Annotated in this window: 16 protein-coding genes; 10 read left to right on the top strand and 6 right to left on the bottom strand. The window is 71.1% G+C overall.

The genetic code is table 11. The annotated features are described in order from the left end of the window. Window position 1: 1 nt before the first annotated feature. The 6 genes from EFK50_RS20505 to EFK50_RS20480 all read right to left on the bottom strand — a co-directional run bounded on the left by EFK50_RS20505 (window position 2) and on the right by EFK50_RS20480 (window position 5,389). The gene (locus EFK50_RS20505) at window positions 2-1,042 is read right to left on the bottom strand and encodes an NAD(P)-dependent alcohol dehydrogenase (protein ID WP_123229441.1); all 1,041 of its coding nucleotides are present in this window, start codon (window positions 1,040-1,042) and stop codon (window positions 2-4) included. 39 nt (window positions 1,043-1,081) lie between these two features. Further along, on the bottom strand, window positions 1,082-1,540 hold the full coding sequence (locus tag EFK50_RS20500) for a MerR family transcriptional regulator (RefSeq protein ID WP_123229440.1): 459 nt from the start codon (window positions 1,538-1,540) through the stop codon (window positions 1,082-1,084). Between the two features lie 88 nt (window positions 1,541-1,628). After that, a complete protein-coding gene (locus EFK50_RS20495) occupies window positions 1,629-2,234 on the bottom strand; it encodes a hypothetical protein (protein ID WP_123229439.1) in 606 nt (201 codons plus the stop codon). Continuing rightward, a complete protein-coding gene (locus EFK50_RS20490) occupies window positions 2,231-3,574 on the bottom strand; it encodes an MFS transporter (protein WP_123229438.1) in 1,344 nt (447 codons plus the stop codon). The genes EFK50_RS20495 and EFK50_RS20490 overlap by 4 nt, the downstream gene beginning before the upstream one ends. 30 nt (window positions 3,575-3,604) lie before the next feature. Continuing rightward, window positions 3,605-4,570: an epimerase gene (locus tag EFK50_RS20485; protein ID WP_123229437.1), complete on the bottom strand. Its 966-nt coding sequence runs from the start codon at window positions 4,568-4,570 to the stop codon at window positions 3,605-3,607. A 36-nt stretch (window positions 4,571-4,606) separates the two neighbouring features. Then, on the bottom strand, window positions 4,607-5,389 hold the full coding sequence (locus tag EFK50_RS20480; RefSeq protein WP_123229611.1) for a helix-turn-helix domain-containing protein: 783 nt from the start codon (window positions 5,387-5,389) through the stop codon (window positions 4,607-4,609). A gap of 64 nt (window positions 5,390-5,453) precedes the next feature. Between EFK50_RS20480 and EFK50_RS20475 the strand changes: the two genes are divergently transcribed. The 10 genes from EFK50_RS20475 (at window position 5,454) to EFK50_RS20430 (ending at window position 15,156) form a co-directional block, all read left to right on the top strand. Continuing rightward, the gene (locus EFK50_RS20475; protein WP_123229436.1) at window positions 5,454-5,822 is read left to right on the top strand and encodes a DUF4345 family protein; all 369 of its coding nucleotides are present in this window, start codon (window positions 5,454-5,456) and stop codon (window positions 5,820-5,822) included. A gap of 86 nt (window positions 5,823-5,908) precedes the next feature. Beyond that, on the top strand, window positions 5,909-6,895 hold the full coding sequence (locus EFK50_RS20470; protein WP_123229610.1) for an RNA polymerase subunit sigma-70: 987 nt from the start codon (window positions 5,909-5,911) through the stop codon (window positions 6,893-6,895). A gap of 52 nt (window positions 6,896-6,947) precedes the next feature. Further along, on the top strand, window positions 6,948-7,349 hold the full coding sequence (locus EFK50_RS20465; protein ID WP_123229435.1) for a DUF6069 family protein: 402 nt from the start codon (window positions 6,948-6,950) through the stop codon (window positions 7,347-7,349). 69 nt (window positions 7,350-7,418) lie between these two features. Continuing rightward, window positions 7,419-9,062, top strand: coding sequence for an FAD-dependent oxidoreductase (locus EFK50_RS20460; protein WP_123229434.1), 1,644 nt, complete (start codon window positions 7,419-7,421; stop codon window positions 9,060-9,062). Between the two features lie 45 nt (window positions 9,063-9,107). Continuing rightward, a complete protein-coding gene (locus tag EFK50_RS20455) occupies window positions 9,108-11,045 on the top strand; it encodes an acetoacetate--CoA ligase (RefSeq protein ID WP_123229433.1) in 1,938 nt (645 codons plus the stop codon). Window positions 11,046-11,178: 133 nt separating this feature from the next. Continuing rightward, window positions 11,179-12,150, top strand: a complete 972-nt coding sequence (locus EFK50_RS20450) for a transporter substrate-binding domain-containing protein (protein ID WP_183407941.1) — start codon at window positions 11,179-11,181, stop codon at window positions 12,148-12,150. Window positions 12,151-12,230: 80 nt separating this feature from the next. Next, the gene (locus tag EFK50_RS20445) at window positions 12,231-13,166 is read left to right on the top strand and encodes an amino acid ABC transporter permease (RefSeq protein ID WP_123229431.1); all 936 of its coding nucleotides are present in this window, start codon (window positions 12,231-12,233) and stop codon (window positions 13,164-13,166) included. Beyond that, on the top strand, window positions 13,163-13,981 hold the full coding sequence (locus tag EFK50_RS20440) for an amino acid ABC transporter ATP-binding protein (RefSeq protein WP_281274066.1): 819 nt from the start codon (window positions 13,163-13,165) through the stop codon (window positions 13,979-13,981). Before EFK50_RS20445 ends, EFK50_RS20440 begins: the two co-directional genes overlap by 4 nt. A 28-nt stretch (window positions 13,982-14,009) precedes the next feature. Continuing rightward, the gene (locus EFK50_RS20435; RefSeq protein WP_123229430.1) at window positions 14,010-14,312 is read left to right on the top strand and encodes an NIPSNAP family protein; all 303 of its coding nucleotides are present in this window, start codon (window positions 14,010-14,012) and stop codon (window positions 14,310-14,312) included. Window positions 14,313-14,376: 64 nt separating this feature from the next. Then, a complete protein-coding gene (locus tag EFK50_RS20430; RefSeq protein ID WP_123229429.1) occupies window positions 14,377-15,156 on the top strand; it encodes an IclR family transcriptional regulator in 780 nt (259 codons plus the stop codon). Window positions 15,157-15,185 lie beyond the last annotated feature (29 nt).

The raw sequence follows: 15,185 nt of genomic DNA, 5'->3' as shown, positions 1-15,185 counted from the left end.
GTCAGTCGAGCGTGGAGACGTCGATGACGAACCGGTACCGGACGTCCGAGGCGAGCACCCGCTCGTAGGCCTCGTTGATCTGGTCGGCCGCGATCACCTCGATCTCCGAGACGATGCCGTGCTCGGCGCAGAAGTCCAGCATCTCCTGGGTCTGGGCGATGCCACCGATCATCGAGCCGGCGAACGAGCGGCGGGCACCGATCAGCGACATCGCGTTGACCCGCATCGGCTTCGGCGGGGCGCCGACGTTGACCAGCGTGCCGTCGAGCGCGAGCAGGCCGAGGTAGGCATTGACGTCGACGCTCGCACTGACCGTGTTGATGATCAGGTCGAAGCTGCTGGCGAGCTCGGTGAAGGTGGCCGGGTCGGAGGTCGCGAAGTAGTGGTCCGCGCCGAGCTTCAGGCCGTCCTCCTGCTTCTTCAGCGACTGCGAGAGCACGGTGACCTCGGCACCGAGCGCGTGCGCGAGCTTCACGGCCATGTGGCCGAGCCCGCCGAGACCGACCACGGCGACCTTGGTGCCCGGGCCGGCGTCCCAGTGCCGCAGCGGCGAGTACGTGGTGATGCCGGCGCAGAGCAGCGGGGCAGCGGCGGCCGGGTCGAGGCCGTCGGGGACGGTGACCACGAAGTCGGCGTCGACGACCACGTGCGTCGAGTAGCCGCCGTGGGTGAAGGTCCCGTCGCGGTCCTCGGCGGCATAGGTGCCGACCGCGCCGTCCAGGCAGTACTGCTCGTCACCGCGGACGCAGCTGCTGCACTTGCCGCAGGAGTTGACCAGGCAGCCGACGCCGACCCGGGTCCCGACCTGGTGCTTGGTCACCTGGTCGCCGACCTCGAGGACGGTGCCGACGATCTCGTGTCCCGGGACGACGGGGAACGGCTGCGCGCCCCAGTCACCGCGGACGGTGTGGATGTCGGAGTGGCAGATGCCGGCGTACTGGATCTTGATGAGCACGTCGTTCGGTCCGACGGCACGGCGTTCGATGGTGGTGGGGGCCAGCGGCTCGCCGGCGGCGGGTGCGGCGTAGGCGTTCACGCGCATGGTGGTGTCTCCTCGATGTCGAAGCTGGGTGGGTGGGGGCTACTTCTTGATCTGCTTGAGCTCGTCGGCGAGGACGCGGGCCTCGCCGGAGAGCAGCTCGGCGCGTTCGGTGTCGCCGGCTTCGGTCGCGTGCCAGAAGTCGAGCTTGATCCGCACGTACCGCTGCCGCAGGGCGACCTGCTCGGCCTCGATCGCCAGCCGCTGCTGCTGCACGGTGAGCAGCTCGATCTGCTCCGACGCTGCCGACGGTCCGCGCTGCCCGTTCGCGACGTACTTGCGCATGTCGCTGACGGCCATCCCGGTGGCCGCCAGGCAGGCGATCCACAGCAGCTGGTCGAGGTCGTCCTCGTCGTACATCCGGTGCTTGCTGCTGGCACCGCGCGGGATCGGCGCGATCACGCCGATGGATTCGTAGTAGCGCAGCGTGCTGGCCGGGAGTCCGGTCAGCGCGGAGGCTTCCTTGATCGTGTAGGTGTGCTGAGTGGTGCCGGTGCTCATGCCTACGACCGTAGGAACTTCAAGTACTTGAAGTCAAAGCCGACGTGATCGGCATTTCTTGCCGGGGTGCAGGAAGCGGCAGGACCGGTCAGAGCAGGCTCCGCAGCCGCTCGGTCAGCGAGTCCTGGACGGCCCGGGTGAGTACCGGCTCGATCTGCCGGGCGAGATCGTCGGGGTCCTCGAGGTTCGTCAGCAGGTCGCGCAGGTCGAGGTCGTCGATCGTCCGGGTCAGGACGTCGTCGGTCTTCAGGGCGGCGTCGACCACCGCGTCCGGGAGCGCCAGGATCGCCGCCTTGAGCAGACCGTTGAGCTCGATCGCGTCCAGCGCCTCCCGGACCAGCGCCGAGGCCGGCGGCAGCGTTCCGTCGGCCTTCATCCGGCGGACGGCGTCCAGCAGGCCCTGGCGCAGCGCAGCGAGCTCGGCGTCGGTCGGCGGCTCGGGCTCGGCGAGCTCGAGGGTCAGCGCTTCCCGGCTGAGGTGCAGCCGGCAGGCGGCGCCGTCGATGCCGAGCAGCACCAGGCGTTCGGTGAGTCCGTCGATGCCCGCGGAGACCGAGTCGACCTGGCGGGCGGCGCACGGGTCGGCGGTCCGGGTCGGCTCGAACGAGCCGCCGCCGTGGGCGAGCTGGATCCCGAGCACGCCGGCCACCAGGGCGAGCGCGACCGCGGGCAGGCCGAGGAGACGGAGGTTCACGGTGCCCTCCGGCGGCGCGGGACGACCACGGTCAGGAGTGCGGCCAGGGCGAACCCGGCGCCGATCAGGAACGAGGCCTGGAACGCCTGGGTGGCGGCGCGTTCGAGCTGGAGGTCGAGGTCGCGCTCGAGCCTGGCCGCCGCCGTACGGTCCTCGGGGGCGAAGTTCGCCTCGACGAAGGCCTGGTGCAGGTCGGGGACCCGGCCTTCCTGACCGACCAGGGCGTCGCCGAGCGACTGGGCCAGGGCGATCTTGTCGGCCGCCTTGAGCGGAGCATCCAGCACCAGCGACGTGATCGCCTCCTGGGCGGGCTCCTGGGCGTCCCTCAGGTCGGCGGTGAAGACCGGGGTCAGGACGGCGAGCCCGAGCACCACGCCGACGTGCCGGGCGGCGATCGTCCAGCCCGCGTGCTTGGCCCGCGGCAGTCGCATCTCCATGGCCTGGGCGGTGAGGTGGTCGACGGTCAGGCCGAGCCCGAGACCGACCAGCGCCTGCGGGGCGATCGTCCAGGCCAGGTTCGCCGACGGCAGCAGCCCGAGTCCGGCGAGCCCGCCGGCGATCAGCAGGCACCCGGCCGCGACCTCGGCCCCCGGCAGCGAACGCAGCACCCGAGCCAGCGGGCGGGCGGCCAGCGCGGCGACCGCGACCACCGAGACCGTCACCGCCGCGGTCGCCGGCGAGTGCCGCCACCCCTCGACGACGAGCAGGACCAGCAGGAACAGCGCCGCGGTGAGCGCGGCCGACAACAGCGCCAGGGTCAGGTTGGGGCGGACGGCCGGCCGGTGCCGGTCCGCGGCCGGCTCCGGATCAGCCCGTACGGCGAGCGCGGCCGGCACCGCGAGCGCCGCGAACGGCACCTGCACCACGAAGATGGCCTGCCAGGAGATCGCCTCGGTGAGCAGCCCGCCCATCACCGGACCGGTCGCCGTACCGATCACTCCGGCTGAGACCCAGACCGCCAGCCCGCGCCGATCGCCCTGCGCGGCGACCAGCAGCTCCAGGCAGCCGACCAGGGCCAGGGCACCGCCGAGCGCCTGGATGCACCGGGCCGCGATCAGCACGTCGATGGAGCCGGCGAGCGCGCACCACGCCGAGGCCAGGGCGAACACCGCGATCCCGACGGCGGTGAAGATCCGCGGCTGGGTGCGCCCGAAGAGCAGGGCCGCCGGGACCGCCGCGACGCCGAGCACGATGTTGAACGCGATCAGCACCCAGGCGACCTGGTCGACGTCGGTGTTCAGGTGCTGGAGGATGTCCGGGAGGGCGAGGGTGACGACCGCGGAGTCGGCGAGCACCAGCGCCACGGTGATGGCGAGCAGGGGAGCCACGGCACGACGCACGGGTTCATCCTGGCAGTTGCTGCCGTGAGGTCAGCCGCGCCCACGCCGGTCCCGCACCGCCGCCACCAGGTCGGCGGCAGCGTCGGGCCAGGTCGGGTGCCGGAACTCGAACCCGGCGTCCAGCAGCCGGCCGGGCACTACTCGCCGGCTCTTGAGCAGCAGCTCGGTGTCGGTGCGCAGCGCCCAGGCACCGACTGCGGCCATCGCCCGGGTGGCGGGGAGTCCGGGGCGGTGACCCCACGCTCGGCGCAGGTCGCGCATCAGCTCGCGCTGGGGGAGCGGGCCCGGGGCGGCGAGGTTGACCGGCCCGTCGAGGTCCTCCCGGTCGATCAGCAAGTCGATCGCGCGGCAGAAGTCGTCGGCGTGGATCCAGGAGACGTACTGCCCGCCGCCGGCGACCGGGCCGCCGAGGCCGAGCCTGGCCATCCAGAGCAGGTAGTCGAAGACGCCGCCGCGGTCGGGGCTCATCACCATCGCCGAGCGGAGCGCGACCCGGCGGGTCCGCGGCAGGGTCGCCTCCTGCTGGGCCGCCTCCCAGTTGCGGGCGATCCGCACGCTGAACTCCCAGTACGACGGCACGCCTGGTTCGTGGCCGCCGATGATCCCGGTCGCCTCGTCGTTCGCGGCGTCCCGCCGGTCGGCGTAGATCGTCGCGGTGCTCATCTGCAGCCAGAGCGCCGGCGGGCGCGCGGTCAGCTCGAGGGCGCGGCCCAGCGCGAGCGTCGAGTCGACCCGGGAGTCCATCATCTGGCGCAGGTTCTTCTCGGTGTAGCGGCAGCTGACCGTGCGCCCGGCCAGGTTGACGACGACGTCGGCACCGTCGAGCTCCTCGGCCCAGTCGCCGACGGTGCGTCCGTCCCAGGCCCGGTGCCGAACTCCTGGCTCCAGGGTCTCGGGGCGGCGGCTGAGCACGACGACGTCGTGGCCGGCGGCGGCGTACCAGCGTCGGAGGATGCCGCCGACCTGGCCTGTTCCTCCGAGGATGACGATGCGCATACCGCCACTGTACGCACTATTTGAACATGTTCAAATTCACTCGTCGGTCGCGATGAGGAGACGCGTCGGTCCGGCGAGCAGCGCGCTCGCCGAAAGCCCGAACATCGCCCGGAAGGTGTCGCTGAAATGACTCGGCGAGGAGAAGCCGGCAGCGATCGCGGCCGTGGTCAGGTCGGCACCGTCACCCAGGGCGCCGGCCGCGTGGCACATCCGGGCCCACATCCGGTAGCGGCGGAAGCTCGTCCCCGCGGAGGCCGAGAACAGGTGCAGGAAGCGGGACGTGGAGAGTCCGACCGCGGCGGCGATCTCGGCCGCACTGGCGTTGTCGGCGGGCTGGGAGCGGAGGAGGCGCATCGCGGACCGGACCCGTACGTCGACCGGTGCGGCGTCGACCGGTCCGAGGAGGCGGCGTCGCAGAAGCTCCGGTCCCGCCGACGGGTTCGACCGCCAGGCCGAGATCAGGGCTGCCTCGTCGCGGTGGTGGACGGTGATCGTGGTCGACCGGTCGGTCAGCTGCTCGTCCAGACCGGCCGCACCGGGAGCGCTCGGGTCGACGTAGAAGAACACCATCCGGCCGGTGTCCGCGACCAGCTGGTGCGGCGTACGGGCGGGGATCAGGGCGCTCCGTACCTGCCGTTCCGCGGTCCCCTCGGAGCGGAGCAGGAACGGCGCGTCCAGGCCGAGCGCGAAGCAGTGCACCGAGCCGGAGTGCACGTCGAGCTGCAAGGACGGGCCCTCGTACGCCGCGTGCCCCGACCAGAGCCACACGGTCGCCTGGTCGGCGTCGCAGCACGATTCCGGAAGCGGCACCGTGACCATGCGGGCGATGATCGCACGGAGACAAGGCTCGGTCGAGCCCTCCGATCCGAACTCAGGGAGCCCCATGGACACCACCGTCATCGTCGTCGCCGCTGTCTTCTTCCTCGGCATGGGCCTCTATGCCCTGGCCGCGCCGGCAGCGCTCGCGGCGCCGTTCCACCTCTCGGTCCAGACACCCGAGAGCCGGTCGGAGGTCCGCGCCGTCTACGGCGGGTTCGGGGTGGCGATCAGCGCGGTGCTCGGCGCGGCAGCACTCGACCTCGGCGACGACCTCCGGGCCGGCATCGTCACCACGGTCGGGGTGGCGCTGCTCGGGATGGCGGCCGGTCGGCTGGTGTCCCGGCTCGTCGACACGTCGGTGCGGTTCTACCCGATCTGGTTCTACTTCGGCGTCGAGGCGATTGCGGGCGGGGTGCTCCTGCTCGTCGCCTGAGCGTCGTACGGGCTCCGGTGATGAGTTCTCGCGCCCGCAGCCGTCATACGTGTGACAGGACACGATGAGACGGAAGGATGACGGTGATGAGCGTGCAGACGCGGGTGGAGGAGCTGGGCATGAGCGAGGTGGACGAGGCGGAGTTCTCGGCGATGGCGGAGCGGCACCGGCGGGAGCTGCACGTGCACTGCTACCGGATGCTCGGATCGTTCGAGGACGCCGAGGACACCGTGCAGGAGACGTACCTCCGGGCGTGGCGGCGGCGGGAGACCTTCGAGGGTCGGTCGACGTTCCGGGCCTGGCTCTACCGGATCGCCACCAATGCCTGCCTGGACCTGCTCGACCAGCGCCGCCCGAAGGCCGCGACCGGAGGCGAGGTGCTGTGGTTGCAGCCCTACCCGGACCGGTTGCTCGACGAGCTGCCGGCCGGTGACGCCGACGAGCCCGAGGCGCTCGCGGTCGCGCAGGAGACGATCGAGCTGGCGTACCTGGTGGCCGTCCAGCACCTCGCCCCGCGTCCGCGCGCCGCCCTGATCCTGCGGGACGTCGTCGGCTGGCCGGCGAAGGACGTCGCCGAGCTGCTCGGTGATTCGGTGAACTCGGTGAACAGCGCGCTGCAGCGAGCCCGCGCCGGGATGCGCGAGCACCTGCCCGCCGAGCGTCAGGACTGGACCGACGGTGACCAGGACGTCGAGACCCGTGAGCTCGTACGCCGCTACACCGACGCCAGCGTGGCCACCGATATCGGTGAGCTGGCGGCGATGGTGCGCGACGACGTCCGCACCTCGATGCCGCCCACACCCGGCCTGTACGTCGGCCGCGAGGTGGTCGTCGACTACTGGGTCGAGAGCGGTTTCGAGGGGATGACCGGACTCCGCACCGTCGGTACGTCGGTGAACCGGCAGCCCGCGATCGGCTTCTACCAGTGGTCGGACCAGGAGGCTGCGTACCTGCCGCTGACGATCGACGTCCTGCGGATCGCGGGCGGGGCGATCGCCGAGATCACCACCTTCCACGCCGACCGGTTCTCGAGCCTCGGGCTGCCGGAGCGGCTGCCGGCGGGCGGCGAGTAGTCCGGTGCGGAGCAACGGTGCCCGCGGACTCCGTGGGCGGATCGGTCCCGCCATGCCCGAGCGTCACGAGACCCGACGTCTTGTCGGGACCGGCGTCGGTGCTGTGCTCGCTGCGGTAGCCGCGACCACGGTCGCGGCTGCACTGGCGCGTGCCGTCGGCGTCGACTTCGCGATCGCCGACGGCGACGAGACGATCCCGGTCTCCGGGATCGCGGTGGTGACCGGCGTCTTCTCGGTCATCGGCCTGCTCCTCGCCGCCGCGTTCCGACGGTGGAGCTCCCGCCCCGCTCGGCGATTCACCGTGTCGGCGGTATCGCTGACCGCGGTCTCGCTGGTGCCGCCGTTTCTGGTCGGGGCAGGTGCGGCCACCGCGATGTCCCTGGTCGGGCTGCACCTCCTGGCCGCGGCGGTGATGATCCCGAGCCTGGCGAGGAGCCTCGCCCGGGTTGGCTGACGCGTCGTCGAGTCAGGCGAACTCAAAGCATCTGTGGAAACCGTTTCCATATCGGTCTACGATGACGGGATGACGCAACCTCGACGGACCGTGATCGTGGGCGGAGTGGCAGGAGGGATGTCGGCGGCGACCAGGTTGCGCCGACTCAACGAGGGCGACGAGATCGTCGTGCTCGAGCGCGGGCCGCACGTCTCCTTCGCCAATTGCGGCCTGCCCTACCTGGTGGGCGGCGTGATCGAGGACGAGGGCGACGTCCTCCTGCAGACGCCGGGCTCGCTCGCCGCGCGCTTCGGACTCGACGTCCGGGTCGAGCACGAGGTCGTCGGTGTCGACGCCGGGCAGCGCACCGTCACCGTTCGCGACCTCGCCACCCGGACGGATTTCGACCTGGCCTACGACAACCTGGTGCTGAGCACCGGTGCCGCGCCGGTCCGACCCGACCTGCCGGGGATCGATCGGGCGCTCACCTGCCGCGACCTCGACGACGTCGCCCGGATCATCGCGTCGATCGACTCCGGGGCGAGGACGGCCGCCGTCATCGGGGCCGGGTTCATCGGGCTCGAGGTCACCGAGAACCTCGTCCGCCGCGGCCTCGCGGTCACCCTCCTCGAAGCGGCTCCGCAGGTGCTCGGGCCGGTCGACGTCGAGATGGCGGCGCCCGTCGAGGAGCGGCTCCGTGCCGCCGGGGTCACGGTCCTGACCGGGGTCCGAGTGGTGTCGGTCAGCGACGACGCCGTCGTGCTCGCCGACGGCACCCGCGTCGCTGCCGACCTGGTCCTGCTCAGTGCGGGCGTCCGCCCGGAGAGCTCGCTGGCCGTCTCGGCCGGGGTGGAGGTCTCCGCGACCGGCGCGATCTACGTCGACGACGGCCAGCGCACCAACGTCGCGAACATCTATGCCGTGGGGGATGCCGTCGCGAAGCGATCGCCGTACGGGCTGCGCGAGGTGCCGCTGGCCAACACCGCGAACCTCCAGGGCAGGCGGGTCGCCGACGTGCTGAGCGGGCACGAACCGCAGGGGCGGATGACCCGGGGCACCGCCATCGTCGAGGTGCTCGGGACCGTGGTCGCGATGACCGGGGACAGCGAGCGGGTCTGCCGGCTCCGCGGTGACGAGATCCGGGTACTGCACTCGCACCCGTTCGACCACGCCGGCTACTACCCGGGTGCCGAGCAGATGGCGCTGAAGCTGGTCGTCGACGCCGCCAGTGACGCCATCCTCGGAGCCCAGGCGGTCGGCGGCGCCGGGGTCGACAAGCGGATCGACGTGATCTCCACGGCGATGGCCGCCGGGATCCGGGCCAGCGACCTCGCCGGGCTCGAGCTCGCCTACGCGCCCCAGTTCGGCTCGGCCAAGGACCCGGTCAACATGCTCGGCTACATGGCCGAGAACCTCCGCGACGGCCGCAGCCGAACCGTCCAGTGGCACGGGCTCGACGACGAGGTCGCCGCGGGCGCGCAGCTCGTGGACGTCCGGACCGTCGCCGAGTTCGCCAGAGGGGCGCTCCCGGGAGCGGTCAACCTGCCGCTCGACGAGCTCCGCGACCGACTCGCGGAGGTCGGGCCGCGCGTCGTTGTCTACTGCGCGGTCGGCCAGCGCGGACACGTGGCCGCGCGCATCCTCGCGCAGCACGGCATCGAGGTCAGCAACCTGGACGGCGGCATCCGCACCCGGCTCGCCGCCTCCGGGCGGCTGCCTTCCTGGCGTTCCTGAACCACCCACTCGCGGCTGGCTCGGCCGGCCGAGCAAGGAGAAGCGATGCACCAGCCCGCATGGACCCCCCGCTCCGAGGCCGCCGCGGCCTCGCGGATCGTCGACTTCGGTCGCTGGGTCAGGCAGCACCGGGCCGCACCGGCCGCGGCCGACCACGACTACGAGGCGCTCCGACGGTGGAGCATCGAGCACCCCGAAGCGTTCTGGGGAGCGCTCGCCGACTACTTCGAGGTCCGGTTCGCCGTTCCGCCCGAGCAGGTTCTCCGCGACCCGACGATGCCTGGCGCCGACTGGTTCCCGGGGAGTGAACTCAACCTGGTCGACCACGTCGGCCGGGGCGTCGACCCGGCTCGCACGGCTGTCGTCGTCGAGCACGAGGACGGCGCCACCGACACCTGGACCTACGGACGGCTCCGGGCCGACACCGCCGCGATGGCCCGGTTCCTGCGCGACGCCGGCATCGGGCCGGGGGACCGGGTCGTCGGGTACCTGCCGAACGGCTACGAGGGCGTCGTCGCCTTCCTCGCCACCGCCACCCTCGGCGCGCTCTGGGCTCAGGTCGGGATGGACTACAGTCCGGGTGCCGCAGCCGACCGGCTGGCGCAGCTGGAGCCGGCCGTGCTGGTCACCGGGACGGGCTACGCCTTCCGCGGCCGTCGCCACGACCGTGCTGACGCGGCGTCCGAGCTCTGCGGACTGCTCCCGACCCTGACGGCGGTCGTCACCACCGGCGAGCCGGTCCGGGCGGCGGTCGCGGTCACCCGCTGGGCCGACGCGCTCGCGACCAGTGGCGAGCCGATCCCGCCGGTCGCCGTACCGTTCGCGCACCCGCTGTGGGCCCTCTTCACCAGCGGTACGACGGGCAAGCCCAAGGCGATCGTGCACGGCCACGGCGGCGTCCTGCTGGAGCAGCTGAAGTCGCTCGGGCTGCACACCGACCTCCGGCCCGAGGACACGTTCTTCTGGTACACCACCCCGAACTGGATGATGTGGAACGTGCAGGTGTGCGGCCTGCTCTTCGGTGCCACCGCCGTCCTGTACGCCGGCGACCCGCTCCATCCGGGCCCCGAGCGGCTCTGGGACCTGGTCGCCAAGCACGACGTCGCCGTCTTCGGGACCAGTCCGGGCTACCTGGGCGCCTCCGAGGCGGCCGGAGTGGTGCCGCGACCCGGGGCCTCGTTGCGCACGATCGCCTCCACCGGATCGACCCTGCCGGCGAGTGCGAACCGCTGGGTCCGCGAGGTCCTCGGGGACCAGGTGCAGCTCGCCTCGGTCAGCGGGGGCACCGACGTCGTCGGCTCCTTCGTCGGCGCGGCACCGACGACCCCGGTGTACGACGGCGAGATCAGCGCCCGTGCGCTCGGTGTCGCGCTGGAAGCCTGGGACGACGCCGGCAACGCGGTCACCGACCAGGTCGGCGAGCTGGTCGTGACCCATCCGATCCCGTCGATGCCGGTGATGTTCTGGGACGACCCGGACGGCTCGCGCTACCGCGACGCCTACTTTTCGACGTACCCGGGGGTGTGGCGGCAGGGCGACTGGATCACGGTGACCTCGCGCGGGACGGTGCTGATGCACGGCCGGTCGGACGCCACGCTGAACCGGCGCGGGATCCGGCTCGGCAGCGCGGAGATCTATGCCGCGGTCGAGTCCCTGGACGACGTCGTGGACTCGCTGGTGATCGGGGTCGAGCGCGCGGACGGGGAGTACTGGATGCCACTGTTCGTCGTGCCCTCGGCTACCTGGGACGAGGGCTCGGAGGCGCGGGTGCGCGAGGTGGTGGCGGCGCGCGCGTCCAAGCACCACGTCCCCGACTGCGTCGAGCTGGTCCGGGCGGTTCCGCGGACCCGGACCGGGAAGAAGATGGAGGTGCCGGTCAAGCGGATCGTGCAGGGCGCGGACCCGGCGGCGATCGGCGCTCTCGACGCCACCGACGACCCCGCTGCGCTGCTCGACTTCGTCCGGTTCCGGACGGCCGAATGAAAACTGTGTGTAACGAAGACCACGGAATTCCTTGCCAAGTCGAGGGATCGACCTTAGGTTGTGGAAACACTTTCCATTTCTGTCGTGGATGCATCGCTCGGGTGCAACCCCGCAGCCATCCGATTGGAGCAGCATGAACCTTCGATTCACGGGTCGGCGCCGAGGTGCCTCCGTTCTCCCGGCGGTCGCCGTCGCGGCGACCCTCGCCCTGTCCCTCGCCGCGTGCGGGTCGTCCTCGGACGACGACGGCAAGGACGGCGGCGACTCGTCCGGCGACCTGACCAGCCAGGCGCAGCTCAAGCCCGACTACAAGGTCGACGACACCATCCGCGCGATGCTGCCCCAGTCGATCCAGGACTCCGGCGTCCTCAAGGCCGCGCTCAGCGCCGGCAACCCGCCGCTGACGATCCCGGGCAAGGACACCGGCACGGTCGCCGGCATGGTCCCGGACCTGCAGGCCGCGATCGCTCAGATCCTGGGCGTCAAGATCGAGGGCTCGGTCTACCCGACCACGGCCTCGCAGCTGCTGGCGATCGACTCCAAGCGCGTCGACATCGCGTTCTCGACCAACTCCGACACCCGTGAGCGGCAGGCGACGTACCAGTTCGTCGACTACTTCAAGTCGAACTACGTGCTCGCGGTCCAGGGGACGAACGTCGGCAAGATCAAGTCGTGGGAGGACTTCTGCGGCGGGACCTACGGCTCGGTGAAGGGTTCGATCGACATCATCGAGGACATGACCAAGTCCTGCGCCGACGCAGGCAAGGACGCTCCGAAGGTGTCCTACTTCGAGGACGTGCCGGCGCTACTGCTGGCTGCGAAGTCCGGCCGGATCGACACGTTCTTCACGCCGGCCAGCTACGTCGTCTGGGGCTCGGCCAGCGGTGACAAGATCGACAAGGTCGCCCCGCCGACCCCGACCGACACGTACTACGGCTTCACCGTGGCGAAGGATGGCGACGAGGTCGCCAAGGCCGTCCTCGCCGCTCTCGACAAGCTCGTCGCGGACGGCTACTACAAGGACGCCCTGGAGCGCTGGAACCTCGGCGACGGCCAGATGACCCCGGGCATCAACGCAGGAGCACAGTCGGCGATGTTCGGCTGACAGGCAGGCCGTCGTGGCGGCGCCCCCGGGCGTCGCCACGACCGGCGGCACAGACGTATCCACCATCGAGGAGAGCAGCCATGTCAGTCAGCACCACCGAGGCAAACCCGCCGCCGTTGGAGGCGCTCCGCCACCCCGGCCGCTGGGTCGCCGGCGCGGCGGCGATCCTGCTCGCGTTCGTGGTCCTGGAGTCGATCCTCGGCAACAGCCGGCTCCAGTGGGACGTCGTCGGGGAGTACCTCTTCGACGAGGGCATCATGAAGGGCCTGCGGCTGACGATCATCCTGACCTTCGCGGTCACCGCGGTCGGGATGCTCCTGGGCACCTTGATCGCGACCGCACGGATGTCGAAGAACCCGGTGCTCGCCTGGCTCGCCTGGTTCTACGTCTGGGTGTTCCGCTCGGTGCCGCTGCTGGTGCAGCTGCTCCTCTGGTTCAACATCGCCTACCTCTACCCGAAGATCGAGATCGGGCTGCCGTTCCTGCCGCCGCTCATCGAGGGTGACGCCAACAAGCTGATCTCGGCGACCACGGCGGCGTTCCTCGGGCTCACCCTGCACGAGGCCGCGTACGCCGCCGAGATCGTCCGCGGCGGCATCCTCAGCGTCGACCCCGGTCAGACCGAGGCGGGTGACGCCCTCGGGATGTCCCGGGCCCGGATCCTGCGCCGGATCGTGCTGCCGCAGGCGATGCGCAGCATCGTGCCGGCGGCGGGCAACCTGCTGATCGGCACCTTGAAGGGAACAGCGATCGTCTCGGTGATCGCGGTCGACGAGCTTCTCTACGCGGCCCAGTTCATCTACAACCGGACGTTCGAGGTCGTGCCGCTGCTGGTCGTCGCGACGCTCTGGTACATGTTCATGACTGCGGTGCTCTCGGTGCTCCAGTACTTCGTCGAGCGGTACTACGGCCGCGGCGCGACCCGCTCGACCACCGCGAGCCCCTGGGCGCAGGCGAAGGCGGTCTTCCTCCGCGCCCGCGGCGTCTTCACCACTCCGACGGGAGGAAAGGCATGAGCACCACGACGATTCCCGCGGCCGGCACGGCCCGGGCCGACGGCCGGTCGATGGTCGAGATCCGCGAGCTCCACAAGAGCTACGGCGACCTGCACGTCCTGCAAGGTCTCTCGCTCGACGTCGCCGAGGGCGAGGTGGTCTGCCTGATCGGCGCCTCCGGCTCCGGCAAGAGCACCCTGCTGCGCTGCATCAACCGGCTGGAGACCTGGGACGCCGGCTCGATCGCGGTCAACGGCGACCTGATCGGCTACCGGTCGAGTGAACGGGGTGGCGTCCCGGTGCTCAAGGAGCTGAAGGCGCGCGAGGTCCGCAAGCAGCGCGCCGAGATCGGGATGGTCTTCCAGCACTTCAACCTGTTCCCGCACCTGACCGTGATGGAGAACCTGGTGGAGGCGCCGGTCAACGTCGCCGGCGTCCCGAGGCGTGAGGCCGTCGCGACTGCCGAGCAGCTGCTCGCGATGGTCGGGCTGGCCGAGAAGGCCAAGTCCTATCCCCGGCACCTCTCCGGCGGTCAGCAGCAGCGGGTGGCGATCGCCCGGGCGCTGGCGATGAAGCCACGGCTGATGCTCTTCGACGAGCCGACCAGCGCCTTGGACCCCGAGCTGGTCAAGGAGGTCCTCCACGCGATGAAGCAGCTCGCCGAGACCGGCATGACCATGGTCGTGGTCACCCACGAGATGACCTTCGCCCGCGAGGTCGCCGGCCGGGTCGCGTTCGTCGACGGCGGCCAGATCGTCGAGGTCGGCCCGCCGGAGCAGGTCCTCGACAATCCGACCCACCCCCGTGCTCAGGCCTTCCTGAGCCGGCTCGTCTGATCCCCCTCACCCGCTCGAAAGGACTGTCATGCAACTGCGTCTGCGCACCTACACCCTCCGCGAAGGTCGGGAGGCCGAGTTCGTCGAGCGGTGGAACGAGACCCTGGTCCCGCTCCGTCGCGAGGTCGGCTTCGAGGTGCTGGGGTCCTGGTTCTCGGCCGCGACCCGCGAGTTCGTGTGGATCGTCGGCTGGCCGGGTGAGGGCGACTACGACGCGGCCGAGCAGGCGTACTACGACAGCCCGTTGCGGGCCCAGGTGCCGTGGGACGCGGCGGAGTACGTCGAAGCGGTGGACATCCGCGCCGTCGACGACGTCTTCACCGCTCGTTGACCGCGGGTGGCCCGGTCCCACTCCCGTGCGCAACGCGGCGGCTGCTGTCAGTATGTGAGCCATCATGACCCAGAGCGCACCTGAGCCCCGGACCGGAAGCCGTGCCATCGACCGTGCCGTCGACCTGCTGAACGCCTTCCACGACTTCGATGCCGACGTCTCGGTCAGCGAGCTCTGCGAGCGGCTGGACCTGCCGCTCAGCACCGCGCACCGGATCGCCCAGGCGCTGGTCCGCGGCCGCTTCCTGGTCCAGGACTCGGAGACCGAGAAGTACTACCTCGGCCCGGCGCTGCTGACCCTCGGGCAGCTCGCCGGTCGGCGGATCGGCCTGCTGGCCGCCAACGAGATCCTCGCCGAGGTCGTCGAGCGGACCGGCGAGACCGCAGCGATCGCGGTCGTCCGCGGCTCGCGGGCCTCGATGGTCAGCTGGGTCGAGTCGCAGCAGGCGCTGCGGGTGCACCTCGGTGCCGGACCGGTGATCGCGATGCACGCGACCGCGGTCGGCAAGCTCTTCCTCAGCCTCGAGCCGGACCGCAAGGCCGCGGTGGAACGACTCGGGCCGCTGATGCGGTACACGCCGACGACGATCACCGACCCGCGCAATCTGATCAAGGAGCTGGCGAAGATCGCCGAGCAGGGCTACTCGGTGAACAGCGAGGAGATGAACGAGAGCGTGCGCTCGCTGGCGGTGCCGATCGAGGACGCCGGCGGTACGACGGTCGCGGCGCTCTGCGTCGAGGGCCCGGTCCAGCGGATCACCGACGACCGGCTGGACGACGTGGTCGCATGCATGCGCGAGGCCGCACCGCGGATCGGCCAGGCGGCTTCCTTCCTGCAGATCTGAGGCGCCTCGGACGGCTCAGCGGCTCCGGC

Source organism: Nocardioides marmoriginsengisoli (assembly GCF_003725695.1).
In the GTDB taxonomy this organism is placed as follows: domain Bacteria; phylum Actinomycetota; class Actinomycetes; order Propionibacteriales; family Nocardioidaceae; genus Marmoricola; species Marmoricola marmoriginsengisoli.
This window is presented reverse-complemented; position numbering and strand designations above follow the sequence as displayed.